16 protein-coding genes are annotated in these 20,005 nt (G+C 48.3%); 7 read left to right on the top strand and 9 right to left on the bottom strand.

Features of this window, described 5'->3' with window-relative positions:
- Window position 1: 1 nt before the first annotated feature.
- From IPG41_03975 to IPG41_03965, 3 genes are read left to right on the top strand one after another with little or no spacing between them, the layout of a single operon-like run.
- A complete protein-coding gene (locus tag IPG41_03975; GenBank protein ID QQR54336.1) occupies window positions 2-1,780 on the top strand; it encodes an O-antigen ligase family protein in 1,779 nt (592 codons plus the stop codon).
- On the top strand, window positions 1,777-2,373 hold the full coding sequence (locus IPG41_03970) for a non-canonical purine NTP pyrophosphatase (protein QQR54335.1): 597 nt from the start codon (window positions 1,777-1,779) through the stop codon (window positions 2,371-2,373). Before IPG41_03975 ends, IPG41_03970 begins: the two co-directional genes overlap by 4 nt.
- Window positions 2,366-2,956 (top strand): O-methyltransferase, encoded by a 591-nt coding sequence (locus IPG41_03965; protein ID QQR54334.1) that lies wholly within the window; start codon window positions 2,366-2,368, stop codon window positions 2,954-2,956. Before IPG41_03970 ends, IPG41_03965 begins: the two co-directional genes overlap by 8 nt.
- On the opposite strand, the gene IPG41_03960 is transcribed toward IPG41_03965, so the two are convergent.
- The 6 genes from IPG41_03960 to IPG41_03935 form a co-directional block, all read right to left on the bottom strand.
- Window positions 2,900-5,722, bottom strand: coding sequence for a penicillin-binding protein (locus IPG41_03960; protein ID QQR54333.1), 2,823 nt, complete (start codon window positions 5,720-5,722; stop codon window positions 2,900-2,902). The genes IPG41_03965 and IPG41_03960 overlap by 57 nt on opposite strands.
- An 18-nt stretch (window positions 5,723-5,740) precedes the next feature.
- Window positions 5,741-8,176 (bottom strand): phenylalanine--tRNA ligase subunit beta, encoded by a 2,436-nt coding sequence (locus tag IPG41_03955; GenBank protein ID QQR54332.1) that lies wholly within the window; start codon window positions 8,174-8,176, stop codon window positions 5,741-5,743.
- 30 nt (window positions 8,177-8,206) lie between these two features.
- Window positions 8,207-9,250 (bottom strand): phenylalanine--tRNA ligase subunit alpha, encoded by a 1,044-nt coding sequence (gene pheS / locus IPG41_03950; GenBank protein ID QQR54331.1) that lies wholly within the window; start codon window positions 9,248-9,250, stop codon window positions 8,207-8,209.
- 55 nt (window positions 9,251-9,305) lie between these two features.
- Entirely contained in the window at window positions 9,306-9,740 is a 435-nt protein-coding gene (locus tag IPG41_03945; GenBank protein ID QQR54330.1) for a type II toxin-antitoxin system VapC family toxin, read from the bottom strand.
- Entirely contained in the window at window positions 9,721-9,969 is a 249-nt protein-coding gene (locus tag IPG41_03940) for a hypothetical protein (protein ID QQR54329.1), read from the bottom strand. Before IPG41_03940 ends, IPG41_03945 begins: the two co-directional genes overlap by 20 nt.
- A gap of 133 nt (window positions 9,970-10,102) precedes the next feature.
- The gene (locus tag IPG41_03935) at window positions 10,103-10,378 is read right to left on the bottom strand and encodes an HU family DNA-binding protein (protein ID QQR54328.1); all 276 of its coding nucleotides are present in this window, start codon (window positions 10,376-10,378) and stop codon (window positions 10,103-10,105) included.
- 118 nt (window positions 10,379-10,496) lie between these two features.
- On the opposite strand from IPG41_03935, the gene topA reads away from it, so the two are divergent.
- Both topA and IPG41_03925 read left to right on the top strand, forming a co-directional pair.
- Window positions 10,497-12,728: a type I DNA topoisomerase gene (gene topA, locus IPG41_03930; protein ID QQR54327.1), complete on the top strand. Its 2,232-nt coding sequence runs from the start codon at window positions 10,497-10,499 to the stop codon at window positions 12,726-12,728.
- A 98-nt stretch (window positions 12,729-12,826) separates the two neighbouring features.
- Window positions 12,827-15,628, top strand: coding sequence for a hypothetical protein (locus IPG41_03925; protein ID QQR54326.1), 2,802 nt, complete (start codon window positions 12,827-12,829; stop codon window positions 15,626-15,628).
- Here IPG41_03925 and IPG41_03920 read toward each other — a convergent pair.
- Window positions 15,600-15,815 (bottom strand): hypothetical protein, encoded by a 216-nt coding sequence (locus IPG41_03920; GenBank protein ID QQR54325.1) that lies wholly within the window; start codon window positions 15,813-15,815, stop codon window positions 15,600-15,602. The genes IPG41_03925 and IPG41_03920 overlap by 29 nt on opposite strands.
- Window positions 15,816-15,817: 2 nt before the next feature.
- A complete protein-coding gene (locus tag IPG41_03915; protein ID QQR54324.1) occupies window positions 15,818-17,233 on the bottom strand; it encodes a phosphomannomutase/phosphoglucomutase in 1,416 nt (471 codons plus the stop codon).
- 85 nt (window positions 17,234-17,318) lie between these two features.
- Here IPG41_03915 and IPG41_03910 point away from each other — a divergent pair, with 85 nt between their 5' ends.
- Window positions 17,319-18,371, top strand: coding sequence for a transglycosylase SLT domain-containing protein (locus tag IPG41_03910; protein QQR54323.1), 1,053 nt, complete (start codon window positions 17,319-17,321; stop codon window positions 18,369-18,371).
- 2 nt (window positions 18,372-18,373) lie between these two features.
- Window positions 18,374-19,177 carry a hypothetical protein gene (locus IPG41_03905; GenBank protein ID QQR54322.1) on the top strand — a complete coding sequence of 268 codons (804 nt, stop codon included), beginning with the start codon at window positions 18,374-18,376 and terminating at the stop codon, window positions 19,175-19,177.
- On the opposite strand, the gene nadE is transcribed toward IPG41_03905, so the two are convergent.
- A complete protein-coding gene (nadE, locus tag IPG41_03900) occupies window positions 19,164-19,991 on the bottom strand; it encodes an NAD(+) synthase (protein QQR54321.1) in 828 nt (275 codons plus the stop codon). The two genes, IPG41_03905 and nadE, sit on opposite strands and share 14 nt — an antisense overlap.
- Between the last annotated feature and the right edge of the window lie 14 nt (window positions 19,992-20,005).

Genomic DNA, 20,005 nt, shown 5'->3' with positions numbered 1-20,005 from the left:
TTTGGGAATCCTCTTGTTGGCCTTGCGTTACAGAGGCTATTTGCTCGACACCGAAAGTCAGCTGCTTTATGGCCTCATTCCTCTTTTGTTGGCGAGTTTGTTTCTTTTTGAAAAACCTATGCGCGCTTTCCGATTCACAGATGGACTGCTCTTTTTGTTTTTAGGGTTTTTGGGTGGCAGCTTCTTGTTTGCGCAGCATCCCTTCGGATTTTTTGAGTTCACCACTTTTTTTGTGGGGGCCTTGCTTTATGCCAGTGTGCGTTTTTTGAAACTGCCCAAACTGCCTTATCGCGAGAGTTTCGTTGCTCTTGGAGCGATTTTCTCCACCTATGCATTTTTGCATTTTTTGATTTCGCCTGCGGACCGTTTGAGTGGTTTTTTTCATGGTTATGAGGCCTATACTTTTTACCCCAATGCGGCCGCCCTACTTTTGCTTCCAGTTTTGATTTTTAATGTGGAACTGTGTTTGAAAAAGACTCGTGTTTGGCACGGCCTTTTGTTTTTGAATTTGGCTGCTTTCATGCTTACGTTTTCTCGCGCGGCGTATTTAGTCGCTTTGTGCTGCATCGTTTTGGCCGGTGTTTTTTCCTTCCGTTTTCTTTTTAAAAAAAATGTTTTCAAAAAACTTTCTTTGCTCTTTTTGACGACCCTTTGCTCGCTGAGTTTTGCCTTGGGGCTCAATTTTTTGAAGGTCGACGGGCTTGTCGTTTCTGAGCGGCTTTTGTTGAAGGATGATGCCGGTTTCACGTCGGTGAGTGAGCGCATCGATTTTTGGGAGGGAGCGTGGAAAATCACTCAAGATCATCCTTGGTTTGGAGTAGGACCGGGAGGATTTTCTGCTTTTTACCCTTCTTATCAGGAGCAATGGTTGGCCCTTTCAGATCATCCACACAATGTGCTTTTGAAGCTGTCGAGCGAAGCGGGAATCCCCGCTGCCGTTTTATTTTCGAGTTTTTTGCTTCTGCTTTTCTTGCCCTCCGGATGGCGTCTTTTGAAAGGCATGCAGCCTTCTGAAGTGAGTGTCTGGCTCGCAGCGGCTGCTTTTTTGGGACACAATTTGCTGGATTACAACCTCAATTTCACTGTACTTTCCGGCCTCTTTTTCGTCTTGCTTGCTGCCCTTGCAAACACGGAAAAAGGCACGGAATCCGTCTTCAAAAAAACACAAAAAATGTTCTATGGATTTGCCGTACTTTCTATTTTTGTGAGTGGGATCACTTTGTGGGAAGGAGTTTTACTGGTTCAAACGCGATCTTTGCAAGAACTTTATGAAACAAATCCCCAGGATGAACGCCTCTCTGCTCACCTTGAAAATCCAACCCCTCTTCCTTTTGAAATGAACCATTTTGATGCTTATGCAAACATGGCCTTGGCCCTTAAAAATGAAGCGGCCTTGGAGCGATTTTTAAGTCGTTTTCAAAACTATTCTACTTATTATCGTTGGCTTTATTTTAAAGCTCAGCTGGACCCTCATTTTGTGGATGAACTTTTGCTGGCCAACGGGAAAAACGAACTCGAATATCATTATCTTTTTTATAAAGAAAGAGCTCCTGAGGATGCCGAGGCCGTGCACGACTTGCTTCGCCTTTATACGGCTTTGCTTTCGGCCAATGCCCACATGACGGTGCTCAGTCAAAACCCTATTTTTGCGGAAAAATTATGTGCTCTTTATGACGCGGAGGAACTCAAAAAAAGCTGTGAAACTTTTGAAAAAGTTTGGGCCTTGGAAGTTTATAAGTTCAATCAACGTTACGGCACTTCACTCACCTCTCATCCATGAAATTTTTAGTCGCCACTCACAATCCAGGGAAATTTGCCGAGATCATGGAAGTCTTGAAAGATTTGGAAAAAGAGGGGCATTTGTTTGTTTCTTTGCGCGAGATTGGCATTCATGAAGATTGCGAAGAAACCGGCTCTACGTATGAAGAAAATGCTCTTTTGAAGGCACGTTTTTACAGTCATTTATCAGGCCTCCCAACGATTGCGGATGACAGTGGTATTCAAGTGGATGCTTTGGAAGGGGAGCTGGGAGTGAAGACGCGGCGCTGGGGTGCGGGGGCCAAAGCCAATGATGAAGAATGGATGGATTATTTTATGCGCCGAATGGAAAAAGAAACGAATCGAGATGCGCGCTTTTTATGTGCAGCCGCCTTTGCTTTTGGAAAGGAAGAACACTGTGTTTTGGCTGAAACGCAAGGACAGATCATGCTTCGTCTGGAAGCCTCCATAAGTCCTGGGATTCCTTTATCTGCGGTGTTCAAGCCTAAAGGCTTCAATGAAGTTTACAGTGCACTTTCAGTGGACGAAAAAAACCGAATCAGTCATCGTGGGAAGGCGTTCAAAGCCCTTAAAGAATATTTGCATTATGTATGAAAAAATACTTCGTCGTATAGAACAAGAAGATGCCGATGAAACGGTATGGATCGTAGGCCCGGCTACAGGCCGCATGCTTCATTGGCTCATCCGTGTGGTGCAACCCGAGTTTGTGCTCGAGGTGGGGACCTCGGTGGGTTACAGTGCTGTTTGGATGGCCTCTGCCTTGGAGTCCAATGGCAAAGGTAAACTCTGGACGGTGGAATCGCACACCGAGCGTTTTGAACGAGCTCAAAAGAATATTGCAGAGGCGGGACTTGAGCACCGCATTCATCAAGTGAAGGGCCATGCGCCAGAAGTTTTTCGGGAAGCGGACTTGCCTGCCGAGCTTGATTTTGTTTTTTTGGATGCCACTAAAATGGAACACACAGCTTATTTTGAAGCAATTTTCCCAAGACTGAGGGCCAATGCTTTTTTAGTAGTGGACAATGTGCAGTCCCATCGTTTTGGACAAATGCAAGAATTCATTCGCAAGCTGCATGCCGACCCTCGTTTGAAAGTGGTTGAAATTTCTGTGGGGGACGGCCTACTTATAGCTCGTACGGGAGCGATTGAAGAGCTCGATGAGCGAAGCTTCTTCTGAAGTTTCGGTATTCGACAGTTCTTCCACTTCCTCCAATTCTTCAAAGAATCCTCTTGAAGAACGTGAAGAGCTGCTGATTTTCACCTCAATGCTGCTTGTGGTGCTGTAACCGTATTGGTCCACGGCTTTGGCAGTGATGGTGTAGGAATCTCCGTTTTGAACGGTGATCGGTAGGCGAATGTTTCCGGTGTAAGGGTATTCGTAAGCGTGATATTGCAAGAGTTCGTTCAAGTAGTAAGTGACTTCCGTTAAACCGTTCCCAACACTATCGATTTGCACTTCAATATCGTGACTCCGTTCACTGCCATCTATTGAAGAAAGATTGCTTGGAGAGACAATGGTGAGAGCCGGTGTCTTGGCCGCCGTTTCGGCGTTGTGGATGTCGTCTGCATATTCAATGGGAGGCAGCTCAAGGTCTTCTTTCCCACCGGCCCACCTGTCGATGAAGGATTGCCAATTGCTCCATTCTTCTTTGTAAACGCGGAACACTTTTTCTTGCACCACATCGGCTGGGGAGTATTCCGTCGCTAGTCTTCCGGTGATGGTTTCTATTTTGACTTTTCTATAACAGTCGTCTGTTTTGCTGGGCACAGAGAAGCTGGCGAAAACTTCGGTATAAATCATGTCTGAGGGAGTCCATTCGCTGGGTAGGGTTCCGCAGGCTTTGCTCACCGCTACTTCGCGGATGCCGGCGGGTTTATTCCACACGGTAGGCTCCAGACGATTGAGCACTTTGTTCATGTAATTTTTCCAAATGGGTGCGATGGTGTAATAGGCCTCTCCTGCGGAATTCATGGGTGAGCCATCCGTGTTTCCGGACCAACCGATGGTCACGAGAGTGGGGGTGTAGGCGGCGATCCATCCGTTGTTGGCATAGCCCGTTTTGTCGTCGGTGGAGGTTCCTGTTTTGGCAGCGTTGTCGATGGCGCTGATGTAGATGTTGCCTCCAATGTTTACGGAGGGATCGGAAAGAATGTCATTGATGAGGTAAGCCACTTCCGGGTCCAGCACTTCGGTTTTTTCAATCTTGCTTTCATCCCATTGCTCCAAAATGTTCCCGTCTGCGGTCTCGATTTTTAGGATGGAAACAGGTTCAACTTTGGTGCCGCCGTTGGCAAAAACCGTATAAGCTTCTGCGAATTCCAAGGGAGTCACGTTGGCGGCTCCCAAAGATAAAGAGCCTCCAAAAGAAGCGGCTGCGTCTTGTTCAGAAATGGATTCCATTCCGAAGGTTTCTACAAAAGGGATGATTTTTTCAGATTGTCCGGCAAGGAAATAAGCTTTGACCGCCGGAATGTTTCGAGATTGTCCTAACGCTTGGCGGATGGTCATGGGGCCCCGGAAGCCGCCGTCGAAGTTTTTTGGAGACCAACTGCCCCAAGAAGTGGACACATCGTAAAGCACAGTGGCCGGGGTGTACTGGTTTAAAAAGGCCAAAGCATAGACGAAGGGTTTGAACGCCGAGCCCGGTGCACGATAACTGGTGATCATGTTCACTTGTCCATCGATGGCTTCGGCTTCTTCTCCTAAAAAGGCGGCGGAACCCACCATGCTTAAGATTTGTCCGGTTTGAGCCTGCACACTCACCAGAGCGGCATTGTTGGCATTGTAGCTGCTTTTGTTGCTTTCTATTTTTTCTTCAATGGCTTCCTCTGCGGCTTTTTGGAAATCTGGGTCGAGGGTGGTGGTGACGCGCAGTCCTCCTTGTTCCACGACTTCTTTTCCGTACTTTTTTTCCAATTCTTCTTTCACCCACATCACAAAGTGAGCCGCCACAATGGTGTCTTTATGATCGATGAAAGTCAGAGTTTGGACTTCGGAAAGTGCGGCAAGTTTTTCTTCTTCGGTGATCATGCCCAAATCTTGCATTTCATTCAGCACGATATCGCTGCGTCCTTTGAGATAAAAACTGCTTCCGTCGGGAAGAGTGAAGCTTTTGCCAATGAGTCCGCGATCGAATTCATCGTATTCCAAATCGGCTTCACCTGTGATGCTGCGCCCCGCCAAACTTTCTTCGGTGAGCTCAAAGTTCAAAGCGCTGTATTTGTGGGTTCCATAAGGGGAGTAATAACTGGGCGCGTTGGGGATGCTGGCCAGCACTGCAGATTCAGCCAAGGTCAATTCTTTTGCGCTTTTTCCAAAGTAGCGCTTTGCTGCAAGTTCAATGCCGTAAGCGTTGTTTCCATAAGGGATTTCATTCAAGTACATCATCAGGATTTCGTCTTTGCTGAATTTGAGTTCCAGGACCAAAGACATCATGATTTCGCGGTATTTGCGAATGTAGCTTTTTTCTAAAGTCAAATAGCCGTTGCGCACGAATTGTTGAGTGATGGTGGAACCTCCGCGCGGGGTTCCGATGCCGAACTGAGCCGCCACGGCTTTCATGAGGCCTGGAATGTCTATGCCGATGTGTTCATAAAATTGATCGTCCTCAATCGCTAAAGTTGCATCGGTGAGATAAGGAGAAACCTCTTCCATTCCGTCGAGAGTGGTTCGATTTTCTTCTCCATGGATGGTGTAAAGCAAATTGCCTTCGCGGTCCAAAATGAGAGTGGAGTCTTTTGGCAGTCCACCCGTGGGGTCGAAAATCAGCAGCAGAATAACAAAATAAAGAAAGGAAATGATGAAGCCCGATGCAAAAGCTCCTAAAACTGCAATGGCCGCATAGCGCCATGTTTTTTGCCATTTTTTCATTTCAGGCTTGGGTTGCAAATGAGTCCACCCTTTTCGGATGTGTTTGACGCTCCAATCTTTTGCTTTTTTCATTTTTTCCATGGAAGTTGATTAAAGGCCACGCACTTTCGCTCCAGTTTTTTCCAGTGCGATGAAGGTGGATTTTTGTAAATTTTGAAACTCGGCATCTGTGAGAGTGCGTTCAGGGTGCCGCAGTTTAATGCGGAAACTCAAAGATTTTTGGTTTTGCGGGATTTTTTCTCCGCTGTAAATGTCGAAAAGTTCGACAGATTCCATCCTGTTTTCATTGTCTACACTTCGAATGGCGGCTTCCAATTCTGCCACGGTTTGGCGAGCGGGTACGAGAACGGATACGTCCATTTCCATGCCTGGGAATTTAGGCAAACTTTGGAAGCGTTTTCCGTTTTGAACGGCGGTTGCTAAAGCTGAAAAATGGAAGGAAAACACGCTCACATTCAGGGCGATATCGAAGGCTTTGAGGGTGCCTGGGTGGGCAGTGAAAAGCACTCCCGCTGGTTTGCCATTCACCAGTAAATCCACTGATTTTTTGGGATGAGCATAAGGCAAGATTTTTTCGGAAGGTCTGAGCTCGTAATTTTCGACACCGAAATTTTTCAAAAACGTTTCCAAGGCACCTTTGGCTTTGTAGAAGGGTTCTTCTTTTTGAGCCAGCATGGCGGTGATGCGTTTTTGCTCCTCGGGCATGTAGTGCCCCACTTCACGATAACTGTGTCCGATTTCAAAAATTTGGATTTTTTCTTTTTCGCGAGCGTTGGCAGCGATTACGGCAAGCAAATTGGGCGTGAGAGTGGTGCGCAAATGAGTTTGGTCTTCGGAAAGGGGATTCAATATTTTTAAATGTTCGTTTTCATCCAGGCCGCATTTTTGCATGCGGTCTTTGCCATAGAAAGAATAGGTCATCACTTCCGTAAAGCCCAAGCTTCCGGCAAAAATGTTTCGGGCGCGGTGCTTGAGTTCGCGCTCGGTGTTTTCAATGGGCAGTTGGGTGGGCAGCGCGGGCAAAAGGGGAGGGATCTTGTCGTAACCGTAAAGGCGAGCCACTTCTTCCACCAGGTCCTCTTCAATGCCGACGTCCCCACTGGCGCGGTGTGAGGGCACGGTGACTTCTAGTTTTTTCCCATCTTTTTTAACTTCGAAAGCCAAGGCTTTGAGGATGCGAGTGATTTCGCTATCTGGAATTTCGACCCCGATTTTGCTGCAAAGACGGGCCGGATCTAAAGAAAGGGTTTTTTTTGTGGCTTTCCAAGAGCCCACGGTATGAATGGGCCCTTCTAATTTTGCTTCCGGGCAAAGCTTGAGAATGAGGTGGATGGCTCGCTGGAGTGCCATTTCTGTCAGGCTGGGGTCTAGTTTTTTTTCAAAACGTTGAGAGGCATCGGTTCGAAGACCGTGACGCGCTGCGGCTTTGCGCACGGCGACGGGGTCGAAGGTGGCTGCTTCTAAAACGAGTTCCGTCGTTTCACTGCGAATGCCGGAGTGCAATCCTCCTTTGATTCCTGCCAGTCCAATGGGCAGATCGGCACCGTTTGTGATGATGGGATCTTCTTCGGTGAGAGGGTGCTCGCCTCCTTCTAACGTCAGTAATTTCTCACCTTTTTTTGCGAAGCGGACGCGCAAAGTGTCCCCAATGGTTTCACGGTCGTAAGCGTGCATGGGTTGCCCGAGTTCCAGCATCACATAATTGGTGATGTCCACAATGTTGTTGTGTACATTCATACCTGCTGCTTCAAGGCGAGCTTTCATCCACAGGGGTGACTCTTCAATGGTGATGCCTGTGAGTATGGCGGCGCTGAAACGTGGACACAGCGTTTTGTCTTCAATGTCTAGAATGGCTACCGTTTTCCCTTTGGGTTTTGGATGGGTGACAAAAGTGTCTAAAGTGACGAGTTTTTCTTCGAGGATGGCGGCGAGTTCACGGGCGATTCCATAGTGTCCCCAAAGGTCGGGACGATGGGTTAGGGATTTGTTGTCGATTTCGAGTACGGCGCCCTTTTTGCCCAAAACTTCTGCGAGAGGAGTTCCGGTTTTGGCACGAGCGGCTTCAGTATTTATTTTGGCCAGTTCACAAATGTGTACTTCTGTGGAGCCGGGCAGGTTGTCGCTGGGGAGCCCGATTTCTTCACCGGCACAGATCATTCCGTGACTGGATTCGCCGCGAATTTTAGCCTGGGTGATTTGAACGGGCTCGCCTTCGCCGTGCCATTTGCACCAAGCTCCGGGCAGGGCTACGGCTACTTTGAGGCCGGGTTTCAGATTTTGCCCTCCGCAAACGATTTGAACCGGTTCTTTTTCGCCAATGTCGGTTTGCACCAAGTTGAGGCGATCTGCGCCGGGATGTTTTTTGATTTCGAGCACTTCCCCTACGATCATTTTTTCATAAGGTTTGGCGAGGTCGATGATACCTTCTACTTCCGCGGTATGGCGCGTGAGCAAGGCACCGATTTCAGCAGGGTTTTTTTTACCCAGTGAAACGAAGTCCGAAATCCAGTCGAGAGAAATGTTCATAGCTTTTTTGAAGTCCAGGCTTTGCCCGGTTTAAAATTGTTCGTTAAATCTTAAATCTCCACTTTGCAAGTGGCGAATATCGTCGATGCCGTAACGCATCATCACCAGGCGAGTGAGGCCAAAACCAAAGGCCCAACCCTGGTACTCTTTGGAGTCCACACCTCCCGCTTTGAGCACGTTGGGGTGCACCATTCCGGCGCCCATGAACTCAATCCAGCCACTGTGCTTGCAGACGCGGCAGCCTGTTTCTCCGCCGCAAAAAGGACAGGACATGTCCATTTCGAGCCCGGGTTCCACGAAGGGAAAGTAGCCGGGGCGAAAGCGGATTTTGGTCTCGCGCTTGAAGAGACGCGTCAAAAATTCTTGCAAAGTTCCTTTGAGGTGGGCAATGGAAATGTTTTTGTCGATGAGCAGGCCCTCCACTTGGTCAAAGGTGTGTTCGTGGGAAGCATCGGTGGCTTCATTGCGGAATACGCGTCCGGGCACAATGATGCGCAGCGGTGCTCCGTATTTTTTCATGGCACGGATTTGATTCGGTGAGGTTTGAGTGCGCAGTACAAGTTTGCCCTCCACGGGGTCTTGGACTTTGTCGATGAAAAAAGTGTCTTGCATGTCTCGTGCAGGATGGTGAGCTGGAATATTCAACCCTTCAAAATTGTAAAATTCACTCTCCACTTCGGGCCCATCTACAATTGAGAACCCCATTTCTTTAAAAATACTTTCCACTTCGCGTTGCACTTGAGCAAGCGGGTGGACATGTCCAGTGGCGAATTTCTCACCGGGTGCGGTGAGATCCAACCAGTCGTTTTCGAGAGACGCTTCAATTTCAGCCTTTTCGAGGTCATTATGCCGTGCTGCCAGCAGCTTTTCGAGCTCCATTTTTAAGTCGTTCACGGCTTTTCCAAAGAGGCGTTTTTCTTCGTCCGGCAGCTCTTTGAGGCCTTTTAGAAGGCCCGTCAATTCTCCACTTTTACCCAAATAATCCCGTTCCACGTCTTTGAGTGTTTCCAAGTTTTTTGCTCCGCGCAGAGCCGCTGCCGCCTTTTCGCTGAGCAACTTAAGAGAATCGTGCATAATTTGAAAAGTGTGGCGCTATTCTAGCAGAGCAAAAGGGAGGTGTATAGGCGGCTCAATGGTAATCTTTTAACAGAAGAATATGGCCGAGTTTTTTAGCTTTGTCATAGTATTTTTTATCTGCAGTGAGGAATCCCGCACTTTCCTGTAAGGCAACGGCATGGTAAGAGGCGTCGTAAAAAGAAACGCCGGGGCATTTTTTCATGATATGAAAGGCCATTAAGCAGTCGCTTGTTTTAAGGATTGCTTGAGGTATTTTATACATTTGAAAATGTGAAAATAATCCCGCAGCAGCGTTCGGATCATAAATTCTGCCCAACTGGTTGTTGACTTCCCAAACCGTAAGAGCCAGTATTTTAATATCAACTTCTCCCTTTAGGAAGAGAGCTCTTAAATGGTTAGCCTGCTCAAGATCTTCCGGTTCGTTGATCAGCCATTTAAGAAGAACAGATGTGTCGAGAATGAGCTTTTTAGTATCGTCTGCTTTCATGAATCATTTTAAGCATTTGTTTGTTGCTCATTTTCAAAGGATGTTTGGCTTTAAACTTCTCTAGCTCCTCAAAAGCTTTTTGCCTGCCCCATCGTAAAAGTTTTTCTTCGACTGCTTCATTTACAAAATCACTTCTTTCTCCAGGAGGAATCAGTTCTCCCAATCGGTCCAGCAGGTCGGAGTCCATCATGCAATTGATTCGTTTTCGTCGAGCAGCTGCGATGATCATTTGATGTGTATAATAATTACACACTTACTATACACATCTTTGATTTTAGAGTCAAAACAAAAACCCCATCCGAGGATGAGGTTTTTTAAGAATGAATCTATTTTTGTGCCTTTGCGGCCAAGACCGTGGCATCTTAGCGGACTGCATCCTTGAGGGACTTCCCGGCCTTGAAGGCGGGCAGTGTCATGGATGGGATCTTGATCTTCAGGGAAGGGTTGCGAGGGTTCACTCCAGTGCGGGATGCACGTTTGGAAACGCGGAAGGTCCCGAACCCAGTGAGGGTTACATTTTGTCCCTTAGAGAGACTTTTGGTTACGGCTTCCAAAACGGCTTCAATTGCTTGAGAAGCAGCCTTTTTGGTGATGCCAGCTTCTCGAGCGGCAATATCGATCAGGTCACCTTTAGTCATGGCGGTGGATTAAGTATAAATCCCGTTCATTATAAGCGTGGAACTCGTTTTAACAAGCGCAAATGATTGACAATTCCATGTCTGAGTTTTTATGGTAGTCCCACGCTAAAGTTTTGTTATGGCTGCTAAAAATCTTGTGATTGTTGAGTCTCCTGGAAAGATTCAAACCATTTCTAAAGTATTGGGATCGGACTTCACCGTGATGGCTTCTATGGGTCATGTGAGGGACTTGCCGAAGACCAAAATGGGCATCGACGTAAAACATAATTTTGAACCTTCTTATTTGGTCAGCAAGGATAAAAAGAAAGTGGTGGACGGCTTGAAAACCAAGATTGGGCCCAAGACCGTGGTCTACATCGCAACAGACGAAGACCGCGAGGGGGAAGCCATCGGTTGGCATTTGGTGGAGGCCTTGCATTTGGGTGAACGCAAGGATTTGAAGCGCATCGTTTTTCATGAAATCACCAAGCCCGCCATTTTAGAGGCGGTGGCTCATCCTCGCAGCATCAACAAAAAACTGGTGGATGCTCAGCAGGCGCGCCGCATTTTGGACCGATTGGTGGGCTATGAACTCTCGCCTTTGCTCTGGAAGAAGATCAAGTACGGCCTTTCGGCGGGGCGAGTGCAGAGCGTGGCCGTGCGTTTGGTGGTGGAACGGGAACGCGAAATCCAAGCGTTTAAAGCGCAAGAATATTGGTCTTTGATTGCCGAACTCAGCACGGAAAAAAAGAAGGAACTGTTTGAGGCCAAGCTCACCAAGCACAAGGGCAAGGCCATTGAGCTGAAGACTGAAAAAGAAACTCAAGCGGTTTTGAAGGATTTGGAAGGAGCTCATTTTGTGGTGAAGAATGTGGAGGCTAAAGAAGTGAATCGCAATCCAGCCGCGCCTTTCACCACGTCAACTTTGCAGCAAGAAGCGTCTCGTAAGCTCGGGTTTTCGGTGAAGAAAACCATGATGGTGGCTCAGCATTTGTACGAAGGAGTGGAATTGGACAGTGGACACGAAGGGCTCATTACTTACATGCGTACGGATTCGGTGAATCTTTCTCCTCTTGCGTTGGCTCAGGCTAAAGAAGTGGTGGCCGCTCATTTTGGCAAAGAATTTGCCCTGCCTGAACCGCGTTATTACAAAGGGAAGAAAGGGGCTCAAGAGGCCCACGAAGCCATTCGTCCGTCGGATTTATCGAGAAGGCCTGAAACTTTAGAAAAGCATTTGTCTAAAGATGAACTGAAATTGTATGAACTCATTTGGAAGCGCACGCTGGCTTGCCAGATGGCGGCGGCGGTATTGGAGCAAGTGGGCGCGGATATTGAAGCCAAGGATTATATCTTCCGTGCCACGGGTCAGACGGTGAAGTTTCCGGGTTTCATGCAGGTGTATATGGAAGGACACGATGAGGAAGAAGAAAATGAAGACGGCGAAAAACATTTGCCGGTGCTCACGGTTGGTGAAAAACCCGCTTTAAAGCGTTATGTCCCCGAGCAACATTTTACAAAACCGCCGGCTCGTTACACGGAAGCGAGTCTCGTGAAAAAACTCGAATCGGAAGGCATCGGGCGACCTTCTACCTATGCTCCCACTATTTCGACGGTGCAAACGCGCGGCTACATCCAAAGCGAGAAAAAACAACTCAGTCCTACGGAGATCGGCTTTTTGGTCAACGACTTTTTGGTGGAACATTTTCCGCAAATTTTGGATTATCACTTCACGGTGAAAATGGAAGACATGCTCGATCAAATTGAGGAAGGGCATGAAAAATGGCAATCTGAAATCCGCGAATTTTATGAACCTTTTCATGAGCTTGTGGATGAGAAAATGAAAACCATCAAAAAAGAAGATGTGATCACGGAGAAAACCGATGAAATTTGTGAACTTTGTGGCAAGCCTATGGCCGTGAAATTTGGTCGTTTTGGAAAATTCCTTTCGTGTACGAATTTCCCGGAATGCAAAAATGCCAAACCTTTAGAGGGGGAGGGGGCTCAAACGCCTGACCCCGAAAAGGAGAAGAATTTGGACGAACTCCGTAAGAAATTTGCTGGCAAAAAATGCCCCAAATGTGGCAAGCCCATGGAGGTGAAAACGGGTCGTTTTGGAGATTATTTAGCTTGCACCGATTACCCCACTTGTAAGGGTACAGAAAGCATTTTGAAAAGCATCGGGGTGAAGTGTCCCGAATGCAAAGAAGGCGAACTTGTGGAACGCCACACCAAGCGGGGTGGCAAAGCTTTTTACGGCTGTAACCGTTTTCCAAAGTGTAAGTTTGCGCTTTGGGAAAAACCCAGCAGTAGCGAGCATGCTGCTGAACTCAAAGCGGCCGCTGAGGAGAAAGCTGAAGCGCAGAAAGACTAGAGGCCATCTCAAAAAAGATCCGCAGCAGCCTCCAACGTTTTTATCTGGTTTTTTTTTGAGTTAAGCTCTAGGATGAGAGCATCCATTTTCACGCCACAATGAAAAAAAACATCCCCCTCGTCTTTCTGTTGACGGCTTTAACCGTTGCAGGATTGTATTTTTCGAACAGTCAGTCCGCCTCTGCCGTTATTTTTGGCGGAGATACGCCTGGAGATGGATTTGAAACCAGTGATCCTTGTGGGTTTTTGATGGGAGGCTCTTTGCCTTACAACAGCATGTATGTCGATGCTGATGCGGTTCCCGATGCCAATCAAGCTTGTGCGGATGAGAGTGGGTATTTTTATGAATATGAGGCACCTGTGTTGTCTCTGTCTTCTGATCGGGACTCACATGTGAGAGTACGCGTGGGCTCTGCAGTGAGCTACACTGTGGATTTGGTGGGCTCCAATTACGGGGCTGTTGTGGATCAAACGACAGGGCAGTGGTCCGGTTATGGTTATATTACGGATGCGAGCTATCCCGGCACGAATCGCTGGGTGTGGTTCGATTGGAACTGTGTGATGGGCGACGCTTTTTCGGGCTCTGGAACCAGTTGTGGCAGTGGGATCAACAATCAATCCTACCGAGTGAGAACGGATTTGGACACGGGACTTGTAACTGGTTATGCCTGGAATGACGACATGGGTTTCATTTCTTTCCGTCAATTGACCATGGAACTGCCTCCGCATGAAGTGGAAGTGTATGTGGATATTTTTGCCAGTGACACCGAACTCGGGCCCAATGCGGTGGATTTGGATACGGCTCCTTTGGCGGATGGATATGATTATTGGCGCATTCGGGTTCAATTTTGGGATGCGACGGCCCATCAGTTTTTAGATGAAGATGACTTTGTGGCCGGCAGCTTGAATTTCACGCCCAGTTTGGTGGGGGATATGTTTTTGAATCAAATTGAAAATACGGGCGATCCTGTTATGGTTTCTGCTTACAATCCTTCTGTGGGATGCACCGATTTGGCCAGCGCTTATTGTTCCATGACCGAAGTGGTGGATGGCTCTTGGAGTGCCAACCTCTTTATTTTTTCGGGAGCACCCACGTCCAACATGCTGGGTATCAATAGTGACAGCGATTTGGATTTTGAAAATTTAACCGATCGAGAGGGATGCCGATGGATTTATCGCGATCAATGGTTTGAAGTGGATCATGCAACAGCGCAGAAAAATTGTCCTTACCCCGGAGGAACGCTTTATAACAAAGCCGATGTTTTTTACGAACGATCGGCGAGTCGCAACAGCATTGGGCTTGAAATTTTGAACATGACTTTCACCTTCGATTCAGACCGCAGTATGTCGGTGAGCACCACCCAGGGCACACTTGAATCCGCTGAATTTGCCGGAGTCACTGCCTATTATTACTACCCCACTTACAATGGAGATTATGACGACGATGGCATTGAAGACGGCATTTATTTGAGTTATAAACCTCGCTTCACCACCACGCGTTTTGTCAGTCTTTACGATGGAGAGGAATACACACAAATTTCTGAAGACCCCACCAAGCCTCAAAGCTTGAGTGCGGCTGCTGTCTTGCGTACTGTTTCGGATGAAGCTTTGGATCAATCCGTGCCTGCCAAACCTGCTCTCAGTGTGAATTATCAATCGGAAGCCACCTCCAGTTCTTCCAGTGTTTCTGTGAACGATCAAGCATTCATTATGGACACGGCCGACAGTGGCATGGTTCCGGATTGTGGACGACGCAGCGATACGCTCGCAGCGGGCACTTATGGCGCTTCTTACTCTGTGATTTCACCCAATGCTTATACCCTGGGTTATCTTCAAAAGGATGCCGCTTGTCAGGGAAGCGCCCCTACGGGTTCAGCTTCCAATACCGTTCATAGCCCCACGGTGGAGCAATGGGTTTGCGATGCGGTTTCGGTTTACCGTTTCAGTGCTCCTTCTTGTTATTACACTGCTTATCTCAATATTGTGGATCGCCACACGGACCCTCAAGTGATGAAAGTCATGGGAGCCATCAGTGAAGTTTTGAACGATGAGACGATTTTGCCCAACACCGAAGAAATTTCGGTTTTAGGTTCGACGGAAACCATTAAACTTCGCAATAAAATTTACGTTCAAATTGTGCGTTACATGCTGGGGCAAAATGCCAGTTCCGGTACTTTGGATTCATCCATGGAGCCCAGTTCTGGCTTGCGAGAACTCATGAATGGGCGTTTGGTCATTGCGGAAGGTGATGTGATTGTGGAAGGGTCTTCTGCTTTCAATGACAAAACCTTGGTCGTGCTCGGGGGCAATGTGTACATCAATGGCGATCTCACCAATGGTCGTTTAGGGGTGATTGTGCTGCAAGACGAAGGCCTTGGAGGGAATGTGTATGTGGCGCCGAATGTGGTGGAACTCTATGCCAATTTCTTTTTGGATGGAGCTTTCTACAGTTACGATGGAGTTTCTACCTATGAAGAAGAGCCTTATTGGGTCAATGATGAGGTGCGCATCGCCACTTTGCTCAATCAGTTGTATTTGAATGGATCCTTGGTGGCTCGCAATACCGTGAATGGCAGTTTTGATGCCGATGGAGACGGGTATTTGGATCGAGGGGACGGTACGCAAGTGGGCAGTGCTTCCGCCTACACTTTGCAGGATGGCTCTTTGCGCAGCGGCTATGCTCTTGCTCGGGAGCATGATTTGAATTTGCTGCGCCAATACCGACTTTGCTATCCGCTGCTTTCCACGGGCATGCCCGATACCAGTGCTCAGCCTGAGGAATGTTCAGACGGTCAAAGACTGTCTGAGTATGGGCAGGAAAATGGTCATTACAATTCCTTCATTCTAGATTACACTCCACCGGACAGCTTGCCTATATTCCGCTCGCAAGTACGATATTGATGTAAACACCTAGGCATCCTGCGATGAGCAGGGCGCTTAGAGTGACAAAAAACAGCGTGAGAAAGACGCAACGACGGCTGAGGTAACGAAAACGAGCAGCGTGGCGCACGGCCAAGAAGGCGTAAAAATTGAAGGTGATGAGGGCGCCCAGCAGTAGTATTCCGATGACGATTTCGTTTAGATCCATGCTCAGTTTTTATAAGGGGCGCTCCACCACAGGTCTATTTCGGGATATTTCTCCAGTTCTTCGAGCATGAGTTTTATGATTTCTTTGAGGCGAGTTTCATTCGGGGCTTCGAAGCGCAGAGTGAGGTTGGGGGAGGTGTTGCTACAGCGTACCGCACCCCAAGACTGGGCGTCAAAGTTGACGCGCACCCCATCCAGGGTGATGCAGGGGTATTTTTGAGTGAGATTTTTTTGAATTTGCTGCACAATGGCGAATTTTTTGTCGTCGGGGCAAGGAGATTTGAACTCGGGAGTGCAAGCCGTCACGGGCACGTCTTTATAAAGCTCTGAGAAGGGCACTTGAGATTTGGACAGCAATTCCAGCAAGCGAGCGGCCCCCAAAAAAGCATCGTCGAAGCCGTGATAATTTTCGGCAAAAAAGAGGTGGCCGCTGATTTCTCCTCCGAGTAAAGCACCTTCTTCGCGGAGTTTTTGTTCAATAAAAGAATGGCCAGTTTTTGCCATAAGAGGCACTCCGCCGTGCGCCGCAATGTCGTTGATCACTACTTGAGAGGTCTTGGCGTCGAAGACGATTTTGGCGCCGGGATGGCGTTTTAAGAGGTCGCGAGCCAGTTGCAAAAGCAGGAGATCGGCGCTGTAGTGCTTGCCTTTTTCATCCACCACACCCACACGGTCTCCATCGCCGTCAAAACTGAGACCCAGGTCTGCTTTTTGTTCTTGTACGGCGCGAATCAAATCTTGCATATTGGCCAATTCTTCGGGGTTGGCTTCGTGATTGGGAAAGGTACCGTCTGGGGTGTCGAAGAGTGCTGTCACGTGACAGCCCAGGGCTTCAAAAAGAGGTCGAACGAAGTCGCTGGCAGCTCCGTTGGCTGCATCCACCACAATGTTTAAAGGGCGCTCCACGTGGGCGATTTTTTTGAGGTTTTCGAGATAAATAGGGAACAGTTCCAAGGTTTTTTCGGGAAGCTGCTCGTCGGTGAGTTCGTAATCCTGTTTTTGGATCATTTTTAGAATCACTTGCAGTTCTTCTCCACAGATGGAGTGAGCTTTAGGCCCGACAATTTTCACGCCGTTGTACTCCTTGGGATTGTGGCTAGCGGTGATCATCACGCCGCCGTCGAAGCCGAGTTGTGCCACTGCGAAATAAAGCATTGGAGTGGTCACGAGACCGAGTACCGTTGTTTCGATGCCCACTTCTTGCAAGCCTGCTCGGAAAGCTGCGCTGAGTTCGGGGGTGCTGAGGCGACAATCGTAGCCGAGGGCGAGATGTTTGCCGTAGCGGCGCTTCAGGTAAGTGCCAGTGGCTTTGGCGATTTCACGGATGCTTTCGGGGGTCAAATCGGGATTATTTCCGGGTTCGGGAGTGTGGGCGATGCCTCGAATGTCGTAAGCGCGAAAAATGTGCGGATGAATCATGTGTTTGAGTGTGACAGTAGCTTAGCAGATCACTCTGGAAAAATCCTTCCAAAAGTGGTATAATTTAAAGATTTAAATCTTTGTTATGTCTGGGACGGAAACGATCAGTTCGGTAGAACCTCCAAAAACGGAAGCTCAAAAACAGGGTGGCGAGGCGATTACAGGTAAACCAGGCAAACCTGAGAGTGCTGAACCGGTCCAGGAAACGGAGGAGGCACGGAAGGCGCGCGAGGAAAACGAGAAGGCCAAGAAAGCGCAAGAAGAAGCAGATCGTGCAGAGGCTGAGAAGGTTTTGAAGGAAGGACTGGAAGGGGCTACTTCGCAAAATCCAGTGACTCCGGAAGGAGGGAATCCAGAAGGTGAGAAAGAGGACATGCTTCGAAAAATTTATGAACATTTTATGAAGATCGAGGAAACAGAAGGCTGGGCTGCTGCTATGGGGTCCACCATCTGGTATGCCATGAAACTGTGGTTTGGGTATGGGGAAGAGGAAGGAGGCGATGAGGATGAGGATGAGGATGAGGATGAAAAACCCAAAGAGGAGCTTCTCAATTCAGCCAAGCAAAAGTTGAAAGAGTTGCAAGAGAAAAATCCCACCTGGATTGAAATGGCAAGCAAGGCGGCAGCACGTTATGACCTTGGACCCAAAGGGCCGGCCATTATTTTGGCGATTATGCGGCATGAGTCACGTTTCGACCCGAAGGCAAAGGCTGAAACGAGTTCAGCTTTGGGCCTTGGGCAGTTTATTGATGGCACATGGAATGAGTTTCAAAACAGCTTGTCTGCAGGCGACCCTCTAAAAGACAAGCCGCGGACCGATCCGGAAGCAGCGATCACGGCTATGGCCTGGTATTGTCGAAAAAATACCGATGCCTGTGCTTTGAACCCTGAACAGTCGGATTATGCAGCACGGCTTTATGAAGCTCACCATGAAGGAGCCGGGGGAGCCAAAGTTTTGACAAAATATCGCCAAGATGGCACGGAAGGTACGGTGCCTGAGAATTATTTGGGCAAGGCGTACCCTTCGTTTGGAGCGCCCAAAATAGAATCTTTTAAAGACTATGCCACTGTCATCGAAAACATGGCTGCACGAGTTCAAGATGTTGCGACTCTTTATCAAACTGAATTGGAATCTTAAATATGCCTGAAACAAATCTTCCAGAATCGAATGAAGGGAACTCTGTCATTTCGGGCTTGGCCCGTCTGGCTCAAGAAGTGATTGGAGGGGCTCGAAAAGAAGTGGATATGCGTTTGGATGAGCGCAACGCTCGGTTGGCGGAACGTTTGGGGAAGGTGGCGGAAGCCTTTGGTGAGAATACCGATCCGGATGCCACTTCTTATGACATGGGCGCCAAGCAGTTGAAAGCGGTTGTTAATTTGGTTTGCACCTTATTCAATCTAGACCCTTTGTCAGAGGATGAAACGGTGGATGCGTCGCGCAATTTGATTGTGGAAGAGGGGAAGCCTTCTCGTTTGAAGATTGGTGACAAGGAGGTGCAATTCAAGGACATCGATTTTTCTAAGATCAAGGATTTGGGCAACCGCATTGTGGAAGCCGGGATGACATCCATTGCCATGAAAGAGCGGGTTTATAACCGCCAGGGGAAAGCGGGTTCTTGTTGGGATTGGGTGGATAGAGTATACGATGCAGCGGGAGTGAAAGCCGGGCCTGTGCTGTATCAAGAGAAAACGGCCAATCACCCTAAAGCCATTGGGCGTTTAGATCATGAACAGATTGTTCCTGGGGCGTGGCTTTACATTTGGAATGGCAATCCTTACGGAGGAGAACACAGCGTTATTTTTAAGAAGTGGATTGATAAAGCAAAAGGAACGGCTGAAGTGATGAGCTTCCCAGGCTCAGGCAGCAAAAAAGCTCAGCGGGTGCATGTGGAAGATTTCAATAAGCATCGTGTCACTCGCCTTTGTGTTCCTAAAGCAAAGTAGACGCCTCGGCTTCTTGGGCTTTGCTGATGGATTCGTTTTGTGTGCTCGGCAGGCGGCTCACGTCTATAACGAGCACTTCTTTCATGCCACCTTCGTTTTGGTCCAGTAGGCGGACGATTTTGTGCACGAGCAAGGGATCCAATCCTTTTTGGATGAGGGATTCGGGGTCTCCGCCTTCGGCGAGTTTCTTTAAAACCTCATCCACTTTGGCCCAAGGGCCGCTCAAATCGTCTTCATCGTTTTGATTGGGTCGCAAGTTGCGAGAGGCAGATTTTTCAAAGAGCTCTTCGGGTAGACCGATCCAACGTCCGAGTTCGCTAATGTCGGTTTTGTAAAGGTCGCCGAGCACGTGCAATTCACCTGTGAATTCACCATCGCGAGTGCCGAGACCCAGCAGCAAATCGCTCTTTGTGGCGGTGCCGAGCACCATGGCATTCATGCTTTCGGCATAATGATGGATGAGCATGCTGCGCACGCGAGCTTTGAGTTTCTCAAGCGCTTCGTCTCCTTTATCCCAACTCACAAAATGATGATCCACAAGAAAATTGTTGATGGGTTGGTAGTGCAGAGTGCAGCCGAAATGTTGGGCGAGGGCTCGAGCGTGATCGATGTCATCGTGAGGAGTGATGCCCATTTCGGGAAGGAGGAGGGCAGTGACATTTTTCGGTCCGAAAGTGCGCACGGCTAGACATAGGGCTACGGCGCTGGTCAGTCCACCTGAAAGGCCGAGCACGATGCGTTGATGTTGATTTTCTTTGGCGTAATGATGCAGCTCTTGCATCAAGGTCGTGTACAGGCTGTTTTGCGGATTCATAAGGCGTGGGAGTT

It is taken from the genome of Candidatus Peregrinibacteria bacterium, from assembly GCA_016699145.1.
Lineage (GTDB): Bacteria > Patescibacteriota > Gracilibacteria > UBA1369 > 2-02-FULL-48-14.
The sequence above is the reverse complement of the archived record's forward strand: the minus strand, read 5'-3'. Positions and strand labels throughout refer to the sequence as shown.